General features: G+C 55.9%; 15 protein-coding genes and 2 pseudogenes. 4 read left to right on the forward strand and 13 right to left on the reverse strand.

Features of this window, described 5'->3' with window-relative positions:
• Positions 1 to 16 precede the first annotated feature (16 nt).
• Both K2Q04_RS01480 and K2Q04_RS01485 read right to left on the reverse strand, forming a co-directional pair.
• Complete coding sequence (locus K2Q04_RS01480; RefSeq protein WP_291158266.1) at positions 17 to 544, reverse strand: hypothetical protein; 528 nt, start codon at positions 542 to 544, stop codon at positions 17 to 19.
• 54 nt (positions 545 to 598) lie between these two features.
• Positions 599 to 1031: pseudogene (locus K2Q04_RS01485) on the reverse strand (IS630 family transposase); the annotation flags it as partial.
• A 93-nt stretch (positions 1032 to 1124) separates the two neighbouring features.
• Between K2Q04_RS01485 and K2Q04_RS01490 the strand changes: the two are divergent.
• A pseudogene (locus tag K2Q04_RS01490) lies at positions 1125 to 1466 on the forward strand (transposase); the annotation flags it as partial.
• On the opposite strand, the gene K2Q04_RS01495 reads toward K2Q04_RS01490, so the two are convergent.
• The 6 genes from K2Q04_RS01495 to K2Q04_RS01520 form a co-directional block, all read right to left on the reverse strand.
• Positions 1459 to 1890 (reverse strand): transposase, encoded by a 432-nt coding sequence (locus tag K2Q04_RS01495; protein ID WP_366935726.1) that lies wholly within the window; start codon positions 1888 to 1890, stop codon positions 1459 to 1461. The pseudogene K2Q04_RS01490 and the gene K2Q04_RS01495 overlap by 8 nt on opposite strands.
• Positions 1891 to 2330: 440 nt before the next feature.
• Positions 2331 to 3500: a tetratricopeptide repeat protein gene (locus K2Q04_RS01500; protein WP_291158272.1), complete on the reverse strand. Its 1170-nt coding sequence runs from the start codon at positions 3498 to 3500 to the stop codon at positions 2331 to 2333.
• Positions 3487 to 6654 (reverse strand): CusA/CzcA family heavy metal efflux RND transporter, encoded by a 3168-nt coding sequence (locus tag K2Q04_RS01505; RefSeq protein ID WP_291158274.1) that lies wholly within the window; start codon positions 6652 to 6654, stop codon positions 3487 to 3489. Before K2Q04_RS01505 ends, K2Q04_RS01500 begins: the two co-directional genes overlap by 14 nt.
• A 6-nt stretch (positions 6655 to 6660) precedes the next feature.
• The gene (locus K2Q04_RS01510; protein WP_291158277.1) at positions 6661 to 7797 is read right to left on the reverse strand and encodes an efflux RND transporter periplasmic adaptor subunit; all 1137 of its coding nucleotides are present in this window, start codon (positions 7795 to 7797) and stop codon (positions 6661 to 6663) included.
• A 6-nt stretch (positions 7798 to 7803) separates the two neighbouring features.
• Positions 7804 to 9216: a TolC family protein gene (locus K2Q04_RS01515; RefSeq protein ID WP_366935727.1), complete on the reverse strand. Its 1413-nt coding sequence runs from the start codon at positions 9214 to 9216 to the stop codon at positions 7804 to 7806.
• Between the two features lie 623 nt (positions 9217 to 9839).
• Positions 9840 to 10688 carry a cation diffusion facilitator family transporter gene (locus K2Q04_RS01520; protein WP_366935728.1) on the reverse strand — a complete coding sequence of 283 codons (849 nt, stop codon included), beginning with the start codon at positions 10686 to 10688 and terminating at the stop codon, positions 9840 to 9842.
• 30 nt (positions 10689 to 10718) lie between these two features.
• Here K2Q04_RS01520 and K2Q04_RS22145 point away from each other — a divergent pair, with 30 nt between their 5' ends.
• Entirely contained in the window at positions 10719 to 10925 is a 207-nt protein-coding gene (locus K2Q04_RS22145) for a hypothetical protein (RefSeq protein ID WP_366935729.1), read from the forward strand.
• Positions 10926 to 11392: 467 nt separating this feature from the next.
• On the opposite strand, the gene K2Q04_RS01525 is transcribed toward K2Q04_RS22145, so the two are convergent.
• On the reverse strand, positions 11393 to 12088 hold the full coding sequence (locus K2Q04_RS01525) for a transporter (RefSeq protein WP_291158282.1): 696 nt from the start codon (positions 12086 to 12088) through the stop codon (positions 11393 to 11395).
• A 92-nt stretch (positions 12089 to 12180) separates the two neighbouring features.
• Between K2Q04_RS01525 and K2Q04_RS01530 the strand changes: the two genes are divergently transcribed.
• Positions 12181 to 12603, forward strand: coding sequence for a helix-turn-helix domain-containing protein (locus K2Q04_RS01530; RefSeq protein WP_291158285.1), 423 nt, complete (start codon positions 12181 to 12183; stop codon positions 12601 to 12603).
• A 640-nt stretch (positions 12604 to 13243) separates the two neighbouring features.
• On the opposite strand, the gene K2Q04_RS01535 is transcribed toward K2Q04_RS01530, so the two are convergent.
• The 4 genes from K2Q04_RS01535 to K2Q04_RS01550 form a co-directional block, all read right to left on the reverse strand.
• Complete coding sequence (locus K2Q04_RS01535; RefSeq protein WP_291158288.1) at positions 13244 to 13459, reverse strand: hypothetical protein; 216 nt, start codon at positions 13457 to 13459, stop codon at positions 13244 to 13246.
• 275 nt (positions 13460 to 13734) lie between these two features.
• Entirely contained in the window at positions 13735 to 14079 is a 345-nt protein-coding gene (locus K2Q04_RS01540; RefSeq protein WP_291158291.1) for a hypothetical protein, read from the reverse strand.
• 7 nt (positions 14080 to 14086) lie between these two features.
• Positions 14087 to 14977: a ParA family protein gene (locus tag K2Q04_RS01545; protein WP_291158294.1), complete on the reverse strand. Its 891-nt coding sequence runs from the start codon at positions 14975 to 14977 to the stop codon at positions 14087 to 14089.
• Entirely contained in the window at positions 14974 to 15555 is a 582-nt protein-coding gene (locus K2Q04_RS01550) for a hypothetical protein (RefSeq protein WP_291158296.1), read from the reverse strand. Before K2Q04_RS01550 ends, K2Q04_RS01545 begins: the two co-directional genes overlap by 4 nt.
• A 418-nt stretch (positions 15556 to 15973) precedes the next feature.
• On the opposite strand from K2Q04_RS01550, the gene K2Q04_RS01555 reads away from it, so the two are divergent.
• The gene (locus tag K2Q04_RS01555; protein WP_291158299.1) at positions 15974 to 16399 is read left to right on the forward strand and encodes a hypothetical protein; all 426 of its coding nucleotides are present in this window, start codon (positions 15974 to 15976) and stop codon (positions 16397 to 16399) included.
• Positions 16400 to 16853: the final 454 nt, after the last annotated feature.

A 16853-nucleotide genomic window follows, 5' to 3' on the forward strand; every position in this document is an offset into this window, starting at 1 on the left:
CATGACCTCCGTCTGGTCAATCAACGCGCTCGACCTCTGCGCGGCGCCGCGGTACCAGATGCACGTGGTATATCGCGTTGTCACATTTAAGGATCCAGCCGCCTTTTAGCTTAGGGTGGCGCTGGTCCTTGTCGGCGCTGATGCCCGTTCCGCAAGGGTAGCCCTGTTTACGCACCTGTTTAGCGGCGACGCTGACCGATGGGTCTTTCGAATCGTCTCCACCCCTAGCCGCGGGGCTGATAAAAAGAGCGCCTGTCGTCGCGATAACGGGCGCGATCGAAAAGAAAAGATAGCGCATGAGCTTCCGCTCCAAACTGCAGACGGAGTTCTTCAGTTGGGTGCGCTGAGAAGCACTCGACCTTTTTTTTGTTGGCTTGCTTTCCTCTTTGCTCACTTCGATGGAGACGGGAGGCAACTCTGCCGGTGTGGATTGTTGCCCTTTCGCCTTGATCGATCCCCATCCGTCGAACGAGCCAACCGATATCAGACATGAGAATGGCAGAGTTGCTGCGTTTTGAAGAGCCCGCTTTTGAGATCGTGACATGTACACCCCCATCGACAGAAACAACGTTCTTTACCGTTCTAGAGCCTTTCAGGATTAGCTGGAAGCATATCCAGCGTTGCTGAGATTGTTTGCGCATTCGTGCGCTCCAATGGCGGCAACGAGCTTACCAACGTGCTCGTGGAGCGCCTCGATGGTTCGCGCCTCGGCCATGCGCAGCCAGTGCTTCACCTTGGCGAAGACCTGCTCGATGGGGTTGAGGTCGGGCGAGTAGGGGGGCAGGTAGGCGAGCTTGGCGCCGGCGGCACGCACGGCCTGACGGATAACTTGCGCCCGATGAGAGCCGAGATTGTCGAGCACGACGATGTCGCCGGGGCGCAGCTCCGGCACCAGCATCTGCTCGACATAGCTGCGGAAGATGACGCCGTTGATCGGCCCATCGGATGACACAGGGCGCGGTGAGTGCAGCGGCCCTGAGGGCGGCGAGGAAGGTCAGCGTGCGCCAGCGGCCGTCCGGAGCAAAGCCCCTTTAGAGCATGATCGTCTTTGATTGAATCGTGGGGGATTCCGAAGGGGTCGCGAATATGATTCACGATGAGGGCTGGAGCGGAGGCCAGCCCCCATGGTTCGACCCTACTCCCTCGACCTCAGAGAGCGTGTCGTCGCCGCCGTCGAAAGCGGTCAATCGTGCCGCGCCGTGGCCGAGACGTTCGGCGTCAGCGTGGCCAGCGTCGTGAAGTGGTCGCAACGCCATCGCGCCACGGGCAGCGCCGCCCCCAACCCGATGGGTGGCAAGCGGCCGGTTCTGCTCGCCGGACAGCGCGCCTATATCCTTGAGCGTATCGAGCAGATCCCGGAGATCTCGCTGAGGGCGCTGGCCGCGGAACTCAAGAAGCGCGGCATCGTCGTCAGCTACGGCGCGGTGTGGAGCTTTGGGCATCGCGAGCGCTTGAACTTCAAAAAAAACCGCGCTGGCGCTTGCGCGCAACGTCGACGCGGTGCTGCTCACTGGCGTATGCGGTTTTTTTGAACGAGCGGCCCTCGCGCTTGAGGAAGCGCCAGACCGTATCGTGCGATACGGCAATGCCCTGGTCGGCGAGCATGTCCTTGAGCTTGTGCAGCGTCAGGTGAGGAACCTCCTCGACCTGCGCCAGCACGAAGTCACGGTGCGGCTCGAGGCTGCATTTCTTGTGGCCGCCGAACTTGGCCGGAGCCGGGCTGCCCGTCTCCTTCAGCCGCTTCGACCATTTCACCACCGTCGACGGGGCAACCTCATATTGGGCCGCGATCACCCGGCACGTCTCGCCCGCGGCGATCGTTTTCGCCACCCGCTTCCTGAGATCGTTCGAGTAAGGCTTCGCCATGCATGCTGGCCCCCTCTCCAGCATGCATGTTGAATCAGATAGCGACTAATTTGGGAATCCTCAGATTCCGCCTAAGGCTGAAACGCTCTAGTAAATAAATTAGCTGTGCTCAATTGCTGCGAGGTCGTCGGCGGAGGCCTCGCATGGATCAATCAAGATTGATCAGAAAGACATTCGAGATGCCGGCGGCTTTGTGCGATCAACCCCGGGCCGGGCGTGTCGATAAGGGGCAGCCAACTCTTCAGCAGCCGATCTCTTTTTAGGCAGTATACCTTCGTACTGATGTTCCGGCCGTGGCGGTTGTTGCGCGCATCAACCGGCCTCAATCGGCGCTCCATTTCTATGGATGGCACTGGCGGCGTATACTGCGTGGCAACCGCAATGGAGAAAGTCGTCGAACTCAACAGTGGGATCGCCGCTGCGACGCCCTGTCGGTGGGCCATTGTCATTTTTGCTTCCCTTTTTCACATTTCCCGCGAATACGCGGGCGCGTGCTTCAGCCTCACGGTCAGCCGGTTGACGTCAGCCGACGATTGAAGAAGGATGACCTTCACGTTGCAGTTGGCACGATGCGCGATCTGGTACTGCGCAACAGACGGCGTATCTCCGCCGGGTTCCGCCACAGGCGTCGGGCGGTACCGGCGGCTGAATTTTGCACGGAAGTCCTCGAAAAGGTGAGGCGTTACGCCGTCTGCGCTGAGTGAACACACCGAGGATGCGCTGTCCACCGTTCGCACGAACGCAAGTCTTCCGCTGCCAAATGGCGTTGAGCCTGTCCAAATCCTCACCACACCGCCTACTTGGGGAGGGGATTCTTTCCACGATGTTCCGCGCGTAACTTCCAGTAGCGCCCCGGCATCCTCGCCGTTTGAGAAACATGTTCGGTCGAGTGTCTCGATAAGTTCCCCTACGACTTGGTCATGAACCTTTTCCCGCGACTGGTCTGAAGCGCCAACAGCATTTAGGCGTAGCTGTATTAGTCCGTCTTCAGCACGCGCATTCCCCGGCTCATACAAAAGAGCCGCCCTAAATTCGTTCTCCGCATCCTTGGTTGAGCCCTCCGCGAGATAGAGGAAGCCCCGCTCGACATGCGCAGAGGCGAATGTAGGTGAGGAACTGATGATGTGATCGAAAATTTGCGCGGCCGAAGCGCGGCGGCCAAGGCCCATAAGGATGACGCCCTTGTGATAAGCTATGAAGCCATCCCTCGGACTCAGTCGCGCTGCCGCTTCATAGTCGGCCAATGCCTCATCCAGACGTCCCAAACGGTCATAGACGCCTGCACGATTGACGAGCGCAGGCACTAAATGAGGGACGAGAAGCAACGCCGAGGTGTAATCGCTAAGAGCGTGTTCCCAATCGGCGATCTTTGAGTAGCTATTCCCCCTATTGTGGAGGACACGTGCGTCTACGGGCTTCACCCGCAATAGTTCCGTGTAGAGCTGCACGGCTTTCGCGTAGTCGCCCGTTTCATACGCGATGTTTGCATTATTGGCGAGAATCTGTGCCCGCTCATCGTCCTGCGCATCTGATTGGACCGTCGGGGTTTTACTGGACGTTGAGGCAAGCGCGGCGCCTGGCTGCAGAGCGATTAAAGCAAGAAGTGCCCCACTAAGAGTATCAGCTCGAAGCATGACGGTGTTCTCCTTCTTTTTTGTCGTGGATCGAACCGTATCCATGGCTCGCGGCTTCCGCGCGCGCGAGCTCACGCCCTCGCGCAGGGAACCACGTGTAAAGAACCGGAAGAACAATCAGGGTAAGCAACGTCGAGGTAAGCAACCCACCAACAACTACGGTGGCGAGCGGGCGTTGGACCTCCGATCCAATACCGGTTGCCAATAGAAGCGGGATAAGGCCGAGACTTGCCACGGTCGCTGTCATCAATACCGGCCGGAGACGGAGCATGGCGCCCTTTCTTACGGCCTCCTCCAGCTTGTATCCTTCGGCCAAGAGCTGATTGAAATACGAGACCATCACCACGCCGTTTAATACGGCCACGCCGAACAGCGCGATAAATCCGACCGATGACGGGACGCTCAGAAATTGACCAGATCCCCAGAGGGCGAACACCCCGCCCACGAGGGCGAACGGGACATTCAAAATGATAAGCAGTGCGTTTCGCACCGAACCAAAGGAAAAGAATAGAAGCGCGAAAATAAGCCCCAAACAGATCGGCACGACGATCATCAGGGTGCGCTGCGCGCGCTGCTGATTTTCAAATTGACCGCCCCAAGTCACATAATATCCCGACGGCAGATCGACTTTAGCCTCGACAAGCTTCTGTGCTTCCGCGACGAAGCCGCCAAGGTCCCGACCGCGAACGTTTGCCTGAATGACGATGCGGCGTTGAGCATCTTCTCTGCTAACAGTTGGAGACCCTTCGATAAGGCCGATGTCCGCGACTTGCGATAGCTGTACGTGCGCCCCCTCCTTATTCGCCACCCAGAGCTTGCCAATTTCGTCGGTGCTGGAGCGGAACTCCTTTGCAACACGGAGGTAGATCGAAAAGCGGCGCTGACCATCGAGTACATCGGTCACTGCCTCACCGCCTACCGCCAACGATACGAGTTCCATGACGTCCGCGACGTTGAGCCCGTATCTGGCTATTTCATCCCTGTTCGCCTTAACTACGACCTGAGCTTCGCCGCTGATCTGTTCCGTCTGAACATCGGCCGCGCCTTGGATCGAGGCGACAATTTTCTCGATTTCTTGGCCTTTTAGCTCAAGAACTTTCAAGTCGTCGCCGAAGAGTTTAACGGCAAGTTGCGCTTTGACGCCGGAAAGAAGCTCATCGACCCGCGTCGCAATCGGCTGTGAAAAATTGATGGCGATGCCTGGATATTCCGAAAGGTCTTTGGTCAGAACATCGATGAGCTCGCTACGGGTATGGGCCGTGGTCCATTCCGATTGGGGCTTAAGCCCAACCCAAATCTCGTTGTTGTTGAGCGCTTCCGGATCGCCACCCAATTCCGGCCGACCGATTTGACTAATCGCGTATTTGACCTCGGGATAAGCGCGAAGCCTTTTCTCGACGCGTCCAGCGATTCTTAGCGCCTCTTCAATCGAGATGCTGGGATTTGCGGTAACACGAACACTCAATGTGCCTTCATCGAGCTCAGGTACGAATTCACTGCCGAGGCGAGGGATGATGACGCCGGTCGCCACTAAAGAAGCCAGCGCTGCTCCGACGACGAAAATCTTCCGACGAAGGGCAAAGTTCAAAACAGGCTCATAAATGGCTTTGGCGCCTCGAACGACAAAGCTGTCTTCCTCTGACAGTTGTCCCCTGAATACCAAAGATGCGAGCACCGGCACGATGGTCAAGGCGACAAGGAGCGATCCCAGCATGGCGAATGCCACGACAAATGCCATGGGACTGAACAGCTTGCCCTCGACACCCTCAAGCGTGAAAAGCGGAAGAAAGACGACGACGATGATGAGGACAGCGAAAAAAATCGGCTCGCCTACTTCTTCCGCTGCGTGCAGTACACGTGAGGTGATCGTGCTATTTCCGCGATTTGGCTCGGCGAGATGCCGCATGATATTTTCGATCATGACCAGCGAGCCATCGACCATCATACCAATTCCGATAGCCAACCCGCCCAGGGACTGGAGGTTCGCCGATAGCCCGAACCACCGCATCATGATAATGGCGACGAGCATGGAGAGTGGGATGGAGCACAGCACGACGAGGGCGGAGCGGACGTTCCACAGGAATAAAAACAGCACCACGATTATCAAAATGGCCGCTTCGCTGAGCGCCTTCGTGACCGTAGCAACGGCCTTTTCGATAAGATCAGCCTGGTCATAGACGGACTCGATCTTTACTCCTTCTGGCAAAGATTTCTGAACGATCGCTATTTTTTTTCGCAGCTTCTCGATGACGTTCTTGGTGTTGGCGCCCTTCAACTGCAGGATCACGCCCATCACAACTTCGCCGTTCCCATTCATGGACACGGCGCCTTGGCGTATCTCGCTCCCGAATTCGACTTCCGCAACGTCGCGCACATAGACCGGCACGCCATCGACCGATTTCAGAACGACGTCGCCGATATCTGTAATGCCATCTCGACCGCCACGAACCAGGCCTTCTCCTCTAACGACGAGCTGTTCCTGAGAACCTTCGATGTACCAGCCGCCTGCGTTGGCATTGTTGGCCTGAATGGCGGTCTTCACGTCGTTTATCGACAGTCCATAACTGATCAACCGATCGGGGTTGACGTTGACCTGGTACTGTCGCACCGAACCGCCAAAGCTCAGGACATCCGTTACACCGGGTACGGTACGAAGTTGAAACTTCACGATCCAATCATTGATCGCCCTCAGCTCCATCGCGTCGAGCGTCGAACTCGTTAGGATGTATTTGTATACCTGACCCAGTCCCGTCGTAATCGGTCCGAGCTCAGGCGCGCCGAGGCCGTTCGGTATCCTCTCCTTGGCGGTCGAAAGCCGCTCACTGACAAGCTGCCGCGCGAAATAAGTGTCCACGTTGTCGTTGAACACGATCGTGATAACGGACAATCCTGTTTTTGAAATCGACCGCACCTGTTGAAGTCCGGGCAGGCCACTCATCACCGTTTCGATGGGAAAAGTGATCAGCTTTTCCACTTCAACCGCGGCGAGGCCAGGCGCCACCGTATTTACCTGGACCTGGATATTGGTAACGTCAGGAAACGCATCCAGATTGAGTTTCTGGATGGAGTAGGTGCCATAAGCCGACAAAGACAAAGCCGCGAGAACGACCAAAACACGCTGGGAGAGTGCAGCTGCAATGATGTTATTGATCATGCCGCCTCACTCTCCGCCGAAGCTCGATTTCTCGAGTTCAGATTTCAGCATGAAGCTCCCATCGGTGACGACTTTCTCGCCAGCGGCAAGTCCAGAGACGATTTCCACTTCGTTCGGCGTTTTCAGGTTCGTCTTGACCGATCGCAATTTGTAAACGCCGCCGCCCGCGTCTACGAATACGATCTGCTCCTGGTTGTGGCGTTGGACGGCGTTGGGGGGAATACTCACCGATGCCTCCCGCATCGGGACTTTGATCAGCACCCTGGCGAAGCTGCCGGGCCGCAACAGCTTATCGCTATTGTCTAACTCGACGCGAATAGCCAACGTGCGGGTACGCTCGTCGACGACCTGGGAAACCCATGTCACACGCCCCTGAAACTTCCGGTCCGGGTAAGCGCGCAAAACGACCGTTGCAGGCAACCCCACAGCGAGTTGACCCATGTCTTGCTCGAACGCGCTTGCAATCACCCACACCTTTTCGAGATCCGCTAGGCGAAACAGGGGCGTCTGGTCGGTCACTTGGTCACCCACGGCGATCTTCTTCTCGATGATCGTGCCGCTCATCGGCGCAAGCACCGGAACACGCGTCGAAACTGAAGGAGGCGCCGAATTGTCCACAGTCGCCGCATCGATTCCCAGCAATGCCAGTTTTTGCGCGGCCGCTCGGAGTTGCGCTTGCGCTTCCGCTGCGCCTTGTTGTGAAATGAGATATTCCTCCTCCGCGATGACGTTCTTTTTCCAGAGGGTTTCGTGGCGCTCGAGCTGACGTTGCGCGAGTGACGCCTTTGACTTCGCCACGAGATAGGCTGCCGATGATGATGAAATTTCCTGACTTTCAATAAAGGCGAGAACGTCGTTGGTCCGAACCTCGTCGCCGAGCGCCTTCTTGACCTCCACCACGACTCCGCCGGCTCTTGGCAGGACCTGAAGGGTCCGATCTTGGTCGGCCGTGACTTCCCCATTGAGCCAAATCTCGCGAGCCAATGTCGTCTTCTTGGCGTAGGCGGTCTCAAGACCGATCAGTTCGGCCTGCGCGGCGGATAGTTTCACTTCTTTCGGCTGCGCGCCGGCTTGCTCTTCGGCGTCGAGACCACTCGTTCCGAACGATAAAGCGACGACAAATATGCTCAGAAAGCGGTGCACAGCGGATCAACGTCCTTCGGGTTTTGAGTGAGAGGGAGCCGAGTTCTCAAACGTCGTGAGATCTCGGCCAATCAACGCCTCGACTTTGACACGCGCTTTCTCGTAGTTCGCGCGGGCGTTGACGAGATCAAGGCGCACTTCAAAGAGAGAGCGCTGCGTATCGAGAACGTTCAGGAAATCAAATTTTCCTTCGTCGTAACCGATCCGCGTCCGGTCAAATGCCGATTGAGCCGCGGGTAGAACCCTGCTCTCGAAAGCCGTGACTTGAGCATTGGAGGCAGCGAGTTCTCCAAGCGTCTCGACGAGCGAGCTAACGAGTTCGTTGCGCACAGCATCCGCCTCAAAATTGGCTTTGGCGGCGCGGCGTTCTGCGGCGGCAATGGCCCCTTGATTGCCATCAAATACCTTAAGCGGGACCGATACGGAGGCAACCAACGCCGTGGCGTTGTCGTCGTTGAGCTGTCTTACGCCGGCGCCGACTGTCAGGTCCGGCACTCCCTTGGATCTTTCCAACGACAATGCCGCGTTGCGGCGGTTCAGCTCATCGGACCACCGCGCCAATTGAGGATTGCCGTCCAACAACGCGCGAACGGCGAAGAGCGTTGGCACGCGCCTGTTCTGGCCCAAGCGGCCCGTCGCCGTCTGAAAATCCGGTTTCTCGGCGCCCCAAAGAGCGGCAAGCTTTGCGCGGGCGGCCTCAAATTTCAGCCGCTCCGAGTCTGCCAGGGCCTTTGCCCTCGCCGTGCCGACGACCGCGCGATCGAGATCAATCGCGCTGGCTTTACCTCCGCGAACGCGCTCGTCGACACCGCTGCGAACAACTTCCGCGATGCGCGCGAAGTCCTCTAGGACGGCCAATCGTTCTTTCGCCGCCAACACGTCGACAAAAGCGTCGGCTACCCGGCTGGCAGCCAAGACGCGCGCCATTTCGTAATCCCAACCTGCGAGCGAAGCTTCAAGCCGAGCGGCCGCCAATCGTTTAACTCTCTTGTCGCCGAGTTCGATGACTTGGCTTAGGCCTACAGTGGTTTCTGCCTGGTCAAATGCCGCTTTGCTTTGGCTGCCACCAAAATTCTCGACTTCAACCGAAAGCTGGGGATTGGGCTTGTAAGAAGCTTGAGCAGCGTCTGCCATCCGAGCGTCGATCTCGGAGTATGCAGCTTTGACTGCAGGACTGTATTCGACGGCGCGCGCTACTGCCTCTCGCAGTGAGAGAGCGCGGGAGGCAAGGGGTTTCCCCGGCTTTCCAGGAGGTGCATTCGCCGGCGGCACCCAAGGGCGCCTTGGCAAATCTCGGTCCGTTGCCAAAACCATCGCAGATCCAGTCGTGAGCAGGGTTGGCTCATTCGAGCAGCCCGACGCACCTAGAAGGGCAAGCGCCATCGCACGTTGTCTCCAACGACCAGTCTGAACTGGCATCCATCAAATCCCCCAAGCAAAGCCTAGCTCAGCCTCGAGCCCAGGGCTCAAAGCTCAGCCATGATCTAAAGCTGGCGGAGATCTAAATCTGGAGAACGATCGTGCGCAGGTCGCTTAAGCTCGTGCGCAACTCGCTTGCGAATGGACGAGGCGAAATCGAAGCTAAGTTGATCCCCCCGAGAGGGAGCGAAACGTCCGCGGCGGTGAGATAAGGAACGTCGCTTCCGGAGGCGTCAATGGTTGCAGCAGACTCAATTTCGCGGATCTGGTCGAAGTAGACGTCCCGCTCCAGTCGATAATCGCGGCACGGCACCGACCGAGCGGACGTCTCAACCTTCCTGAATAAGATGGCATGGCCTGCCGACGTTTTATCGGTGCAATGGTGAGTCCGATCAACTTCGATTGCCGCGCCGTGAGCTTCGCTTACACAAACGACAAGCGGTAAGCCTGCAATCGTCGTCGCTAGCAGGACCGATACGGTGACCACATATCTGAGAAGCTTACTCAGCATGTCAGCATATAAACATATTTGTCCTAGCTTGACCTAAAAAAATGACTTCGCCACGGCCCTCCGGCTCTTTCATAAGCAAGTGGCGAACCTTTCGTTGCCCTCGCGCCACGCCTTAAACGACGTCATCTGGCCTGAGTTCGCAATCGGCATTTTCCGAAACTTCGATTTGAAACGTGGAGTGAGCGATCTTGAATTTGTTCTTCAGCGTGCGGGAAACCTCCACCAGGAAGGCATCTCCTGGATGCCCCTCGGGCATTACCAAATGGCATGTGAGCGCGATGGTGGTCGTGCTCATTGCCCAAATATGCAAGTCATGGAGCCGTGCCACTCCCGGCATTTTTTCGAGGCATTGGCGAACCTCATCGGTATTAATGCCCGGGGGGACAGCTTGCATCGCCATAATCAAGGAGTCTTTGAGCAAACCCCACGTGTTCCACACGATGAGCACTGCAATCACAAGGCTCACGATCGGGTCAAGCACAAGCCAACCGGTATACAGGGTTAGACCGCCCGCAATCACCACACCAAGTGAGATGGCCGCGTCGCCCGCCATATGCAGGAAAGCTCCACGCACGTTGATGTCATCGTGACGTCCTGAGGTGAACAGCCAAGCGGTGAAACCATTTCCGAGAATGCCGATCGCAGCGACAATCATCACGGTGAAACCTGCCACCGGCTGAGGCGCACTCAAGCGTTCAATCGCCTCCCATGCGATTGCTCCCGTCGCGACCAACAGCAAAATCCCGTTCGCTAGTGCCGCTAGGATGGACGAGGCGCCCAATCCATAAGTGAAGCGGGCAGTCGGCTTTCTCCTTACGAGCGCGCTCGCGCCCCATGCCAACAGCAGCCCAAACACATCGCTCAAGTTGTGACCAGCATCCGCCAAGAGGGCCATCGAGTTCGACCAAAAGCCAAAAGACGCCTCCAGCACAACGATGCCGACGTTCAGTGCCGTGCCCACCGCAAACGCCCAGCCAAAGTCTTTGGGTGCGTGAACGTGCGCGTGGCCACCGTGACTGTGGTCATCGGCGTGGCGATCGCCATGGGGATGGTCGTGGCCATTAAAGCCGTGATGATCGTGATCGTGATCGTGATCGTGATCGTGAGCCATATGTTTCGGTTTTTTTTGGGTTGGGTAAGCCGGGCCGTCATGACTGCAGCGCACGCTGTTTGCGACGGTAGCTCCTCAAGCGACTAGAGGAGCAAGAGGCGCTTTTTTTTCTTTGCAACGCGTCGGCCGAAAAAGCTTTGGTTGTTGCGAATTTTAGTCGACAACTGATTTTCTTCACTCCCTTATTGCGGGTCACTTGGGCTGATTTGGGAGTTTTTGATATGATATATCGAGGCATGACGATCGCATCATTGCTATTGCTTACGGCATCAACAAGCGTGGCTCAGGAAGTGTCCGATCTCCACGCGCAACACCGCGAACGCGGTCTCATCTGCATGATCGATCATTTCCATTATGGGTCGAGTTCGGGAATGGCCTCAAAAGCATTGGCCACCCGCGCCGCTATCCAATCCTGGGCTGACTTCGTGGATTTTGAATACGGTGCGGCGTGGACCAGTTGGGCTCGCTCTGGAACCAAGAGCATCAACTGCACCAACGGCGGAACCGGAAACTGGGGCTGCGATGTGAATGCGCGACCTTGTCGACGGTGACGCTCACCCCATAAGCCCGTCTAGAACGAGGAGAAGCAGAAAACCCGCGAAAAACATCGCCGTCACCCAAGGCGCGTCGCCGCTTTCATGCGCCTCAACCAACAGCTCCTCCGTCACAAGGTAAAGCAGAGACACGAGTGCGAACGCAAAAAAGCCGCTGAGCATGACCGGAGAAAATTTTGCGACCACTCCGGCGGCGATTGTCCCCACGGGAAGCAGCATGCCGACAGCGGCTACGGTCGCAACGATGGCAATGGGCGTAACTTTTTGCTGCCCAAGCTTGAGTGTGAGCGACAATCCGAGAAATAGAACTTCAAGTGTGAGTGCGACTGTCAGTAGGACGCCGACTTTTGTGCTGCCGGCAAACCCAAGTCCGAGCACGAGACCATCGATGAGGAAATCAAGAGCGACAAGCGCGGTGATGCTTGCTGGGCCGTTCACGCGCTTCCCCAAATCTTCGATCGCCAACATGACCGCAATGCCGATGCTGCCGCCTATCGCAATCGACCACACCGAGGAAGCGTGCTTGAGTTCGGGCAAGACCTCTCCCGCAGCCGCCGCAAACACAACACCGGCCGCGAAATGTTGGATCGCGCTCGAAATCAACGGGCCCGGGCGGTACCAAGCGGCGGCAAAGCAACCAACTACAGCCGCCGTTACCGGAATAAGTGAGATCAATATCGCCGTAGTTAACGACACTTCCTGCCCCCTATTGCTCTTGCCGGAACTCGGCACCTTGACCGCTCACGCGTCACTGCTACATGCTCTAGTACCTAGAGGAGCAAATTGAAATGAATGAGGTGTCCATCGGAGAAGCCGCCAAGCTAAGCGGAGTCAAAGTCCCGACTATTCGATTTTACGAGGAAATCGGGCTGTTGCCGCGTCCCGCGCGGACCCATGCCAATCGTCGCCTGTTCGCCAACGAAGATCTCCGACGCCTGGCTTTCATTCGCCATTGTCGCGAACTCGGGTTTGAACTTGATGCGATACGTGCGCTGTTAAAGCTTCAGGATAATCCCAAGCAACCTTGCGATACGGCTGACGCTCTCGCGCGAGAAAGATTGGAAGAAGTGGAGCGGCGCTTACGCAGCCTCAGAGCTTTGCAAAAAGAGCTTAAGCGCATGATCGATGGCTGTGGCCACGGAGAACTCAACGAGTGCCGTGTCATCGAAGTTTTGGCAGATCACGCAAAGTGCATGCACGAAAGCCACTAGTCAAAAAGACTTCGGCCCGTAATTTCTGAGCGCGCGAAGGTTCATTACCAATTTGATGCGGATTATAATTACATTGGGAAATGATGATATGAAGGTAACATTGGAGGACGTACAGCAGAAATTTGAAGCTCTATGTAGTGGGTCCGAATCCCGTGAAGATATTGCGAAATTGCTGTCCGTGTAATGATGGCCAACGATGATAGAACTTTGCAGATGGGGGCAAGCTCATGAGAGAAAAATTTGGGATGCAATTCTCTATCTGAGTGGCATTGACCTTCAGGATAGGCCAGACCACTACTTGCACTCAGGTGACGACTTTGTGGAGACTCGAAAAAAAATGGGTCTCTAGAAATGGCTTGCAGCAGGCGTGGTTGTCCCACCTGAAAGACAAAGATCCGGGACCGAAACCATCGCGTAGGCTATCACCTCAAAGGCGGAACTCGGCGCGTACGAGAGGCCGAGAAGGGATCTCACCTATCCTCTTTATGTCCGGTCAAGCGTGCGCGCACAGGAGGGTTTTTTGCGTGTCAATGTCGGAGGACCGAGTTATCGCAAGCCCGAACTTGCGAATCGCCAAAACGTGAGACGGTGGCGATCGAAGTCGTAAACAACCACACGCCGAAACGTCACTTATTTGGAATTAAGAAAGATACTTCACCGATTGTTTGCGATGCATGGCCGTAAAGCTGAGATACTCAATTGTGAGGTGCTCGGCCTTATGCGTTTGGACGAACTGGTAGAGAGCCAGCATAGTCAACTGAACTTCTTTACGTTGCTCAATGGCCCACGCCAGATGTTCGATGCTGGGCTTCTTTTTGAGCTCTGTCTCCAGCATGTTTTCTTCCGGTTTTGTCATTTGCCGTTCTCGCTTCCTAAGCGGCTACCGAAGATTGGGGCTCGCATCGAATTCAGCAACTCCAAAGTCAAAGGCGTAGCCCTATCGTGTCGCTGAAGGCTACATCAATGTCGTATGGCCAGTCATGGCCACGCAAGCACGAGCTCGAGGGCTACAACATCGAGCGACTCTGATTGTTAGGCGTGCGCCGAGGTCACCGACTTATAGTAGTATCGACTGAGAGTTCACATAGATGGTGCAGACTTTGAAGCAAAATTCTATGGCACCATCGCAAATCATCCCTCTACCAACTGCCGGTTTTCTCTGAAGCTCGCTTTTAAATGGCTGACGACATGTTCAATGAGCGCCGGCTTCTTTGCGCTCTTGAGCGGGATGGTATCCGCGTCAAAATCGTACGCATAGATGATCGAGAAAAGCTGGTCGTTGGTCAGCTTCCCGAGGTTCTTGCGGGTGGCAGCCTCACCCTCCCTCCCAAACATCTCAAACGGTTTGATGGTTGGCTTGTTGAGTAACCCCGCGAGTCGTTCAGCGAACGCTTTCGCCACTTGCGGCTTCTCCGTAATGATCTCGCCGACAAGGCGCAGTACTTCGTTGGTGACGTCGGTGGGTTCCTTGTTCATGCTCCCCTCAATTGATCGCTGTCCATACTGCTTTGGCAACGGCCTTCGCGTTGGCTTTAGCCTTCCCGTACTTCGTATCGAACGTCGGTGACTTACCCCTGAACTCCGACGCTTGGGCGAATGCCTCATGATGGGTGATCTCACTGTCGAGCAACCGGAAGCGCACGCCGAAATCCTTGTTGAGGGCTGCTGCGTAGCCATTGATCTTATCGATGGTCTTGCCGTGGCTCAGCCATTTCTTCTGATATTTGCTCAACATGATGACGAGGTTTTGCTTGGCGGCCGGTGACAGCAGGTTGTTGCTGTGGACGCGGCCGACAAACTCCCGGAAGCCAATGGTCGATAGGTCCTCGGGCACGACGGGTAAGAATACGTAATCGGCGGCGAGGAGAGCCACCTCGGTGAAGATATTCATGGCCGGCGGCGTGTCGAAGATAACCACCTCGTATTGTCCGCTCAGCGCTTCTAAATCGGCCTTGAGGCGCTTAAGCAAATCTGCACGTACCGAGGACAGCTCGCGGCCAAGGTCCGCGCAGCGGCGTACGATCGCGCGGTCAGTGTCGATCACGCGGGTGGCAGAAGGTACAGCGTGTACGTGTCCAGGGTTTCTGACCTTACCAAGTGAAAGGTGGCCGGTGGGCCGGGCGATGAAGTCCTTGAGAGTAGCGTGATTGGCGTTGATCGCTCCAAGAAAGTACTGATCGATGGTGTGGTTGTTCTTCCGGAGCTTTTCGCGCAGATCCTCGGCCATCAGAACTGTCGTCATATTAGCTTGGGGATCGAGGTCAATGCACAGCACGCGCTGTCCGTTGAAAGTTGCCAAACCTTCTGCCATTAGGACTGCCGCTGTGGTCTTGCCGACGCCACCCTTGCTGTTGGCCGATACGATGACCTTCATGCTCTGTGCCATCCTTCAATGACCTGGCGGCCACCTTCGGTCACGCGATTCACAATGAACCTCTCGGTGTTGGGCCCATAGGGGTTGGAGACGACCGGTCTCAGGTACACGTGAAAAGAATCCAAGTGGTCGGCGTGATCGAAAACGACAAAGCCAACCCCGTGCTTGGTGCACTCTGCGACAACATCGTAGAAGCTCGCCTTTTCGCGTTCATCAGAGGGGTAGTGCATCACCAAATAGGAATAATGAGCCCACTTTTGATAGTAACTCGCCTCGAGAGCACCGATGAGGGAGTTCTTCACGTCGGTACGGAAGCGTTTGACCTGGAAAGCGTGCAGCTCAAGGATTGACGTGTTTAGATACTTAAGGCGGTGCATCGTGATGCCGATGAAGTCTGGCCGCGAGAAGGGGCCGAGGGCGTCACCGCTGTTGTATCGCCATGACTCGTCAACGAAATACCGATCGCGATCTACGGTGATGCCATGCTCGCGCGTAAAGCGATCCGAAAGGTAGAGGTTCACCCCGCCATAGAGGGGGTATTCATACTCATGGTCTGTGCCGGCCAATGTTGGATGCATACAAGCAGCATTTCCCAAATTTCACCTTCGCGACAATATCTTGGCCTTGCACAATTGGCTAAGGGAGATCCCGCACGCTTTGCCTCCATTTTGTCCGACTATTGTTCCCAGATTAGCTGTTCGCTACCTAACGCGGGCTGCGGAGTCCATCTCAATAATCCGAAAACTTAAACACTCGTCTTCAGCCGCTGATGATCCGAGTTAAATCACTAACTCGCTGACAGAGCGATTAACCGATATTTCGAAGTTAGCCGCCGCAGCGAAAACGAGTCTGGACTTCAGCCGGAAAGCACGCATTGGTCTGGGATATCGGCAGCCGACACGTTGGCTTGCTGAAAACTAAGGAATCACCTCGCGCCGCGGGGCTTCGGGTACTGGAAGCGTCAATTGGGACGCCGCCTATCCTGGAGTCATACAAATGTCGATCGCTGATATCGAATCCACGCCAAAATCAAAGACCTCAGCACAGAAGTCACACGTACAGAACACCACGCGCCTCGTCGTTGATATCATCGAACAATCCGTCGACGAGCACCGAGTCCTGAATAAATTTGGCAGTAAAGGCCTTGCGTTTTCACTTTTCCGCTCTTTTCGGCCATTTCTCGTTTTTTCAGCTGAAAGTCGACTAGGGCGTAAAGGTGGTAGATTGATGCTGTGCTTTTGCAAAGCCGAGAACGCCAATATCGGAACTTTGAGGGGCCGTTATCCCGCATCAAGTTACGTTTGTCGTTACGGCGTCCTTCGAAAAAAAACTCAGAAACGAGCGATTGAAATGGCGAGGTTGCCGAAATTTCGCTCGATCGAAAATTTCAAGCGACTGGGCTTTGCCCACGGCCGCGCTTAGTAATACGGCTGCAATAGCGAGGCGTAAGAGTACAGTCCGGCGTCGATCTTGAGCGGTCAAGTTTTTTTCCTTGCGGTGCCAGTTGCTCCTTCGAATTTGAGCGATGCCGAGTTATAGCTGGAATTTATCGGAAACTTGATCGGCCCGTACACAGGAATCCGAATCGACATTCGCGCCAGGACCAGCGCCTATTCTCGATTGGATATCTACGGAAAAGTTTGTAGTCGACGATGCCTATCGGAGACATGTCAGGCGCCGACGGCTTAACAATGTGGACGGAATAGGGTTCGATTGATCGCCTCAAAGGCCCGAGCGCTCTAGGCTTTCATATTTTTCCGATGAATCCAAACACGGAAACAAGCGTCGCGAGCACCTGGCTTCGAATAAAGTGAGCGCGTTTCATCGTTTCTATTATCACGCAGGCTGATTTGGTTAGATTTTTTAGTTCGTTGCC

Source organism: Hyphomicrobium sp. (genome assembly GCF_019753045.1).
Classification (GTDB): domain Bacteria; phylum Pseudomonadota; class Alphaproteobacteria; order Rhizobiales; family Hyphomicrobiaceae; genus Hyphomicrobium_B.

Excerpts from the sequence above, each read along its gene's own strand:
- K2Q04_RS01480 (WP_291158266.1), bottom strand. The coding sequence starts at position 544 with ATGTCACGATCTCAAAAGCGGGCTCTTCAAAACGCAGCAACTCTGCCA.
- K2Q04_RS01495 (WP_366935726.1), bottom strand. The coding sequence starts at position 1,890 with ATGCTGGAGAGGGGGCCAGCATGCATGGCGAAGCCTTACTCGAACGAT.
- K2Q04_RS01500 (WP_291158272.1), bottom strand. The coding sequence starts at position 3,500 with ATGCTTCGAGCTGATACTCTTAGTGGGGCACTTCTTGCTTTAATCGCT.
- K2Q04_RS01505 (WP_291158274.1), bottom strand. The coding sequence starts at position 6,654 with ATGATCAATAACATCATTGCAGCTGCACTCTCCCAGCGTGTTTTGGTC.
- K2Q04_RS01515 (WP_366935727.1), bottom strand. The coding sequence starts at position 9,216 with ATGCCAGTTCAGACTGGTCGTTGGAGACAACGTGCGATGGCGCTTGCC.
- K2Q04_RS01530 (WP_291158285.1), top strand. The coding sequence starts at position 12,181 with ATGAATGAGGTGTCCATCGGAGAAGCCGCCAAGCTAAGCGGAGTCAAA.
- K2Q04_RS01535 (WP_291158288.1), bottom strand. The coding sequence starts at position 13,459 with ATGACAAAACCGGAAGAAAACATGCTGGAGACAGAGCTCAAAAAGAAG.
- K2Q04_RS01540 (WP_291158291.1), bottom strand. The coding sequence starts at position 14,079 with ATGAACAAGGAACCCACCGACGTCACCAACGAAGTACTGCGCCTTGTC.
- K2Q04_RS01545 (WP_291158294.1), bottom strand. The coding sequence starts at position 14,977 with ATGAAGGTCATCGTATCGGCCAACAGCAAGGGTGGCGTCGGCAAGACC.
- K2Q04_RS01550 (WP_291158296.1), bottom strand. The coding sequence starts at position 15,555 with ATGCATCCAACATTGGCCGGCACAGACCATGAGTATGAATACCCCCTC.
- K2Q04_RS01555 (WP_291158299.1), top strand. The coding sequence starts at position 15,974 with ATGTCGATCGCTGATATCGAATCCACGCCAAAATCAAAGACCTCAGCA.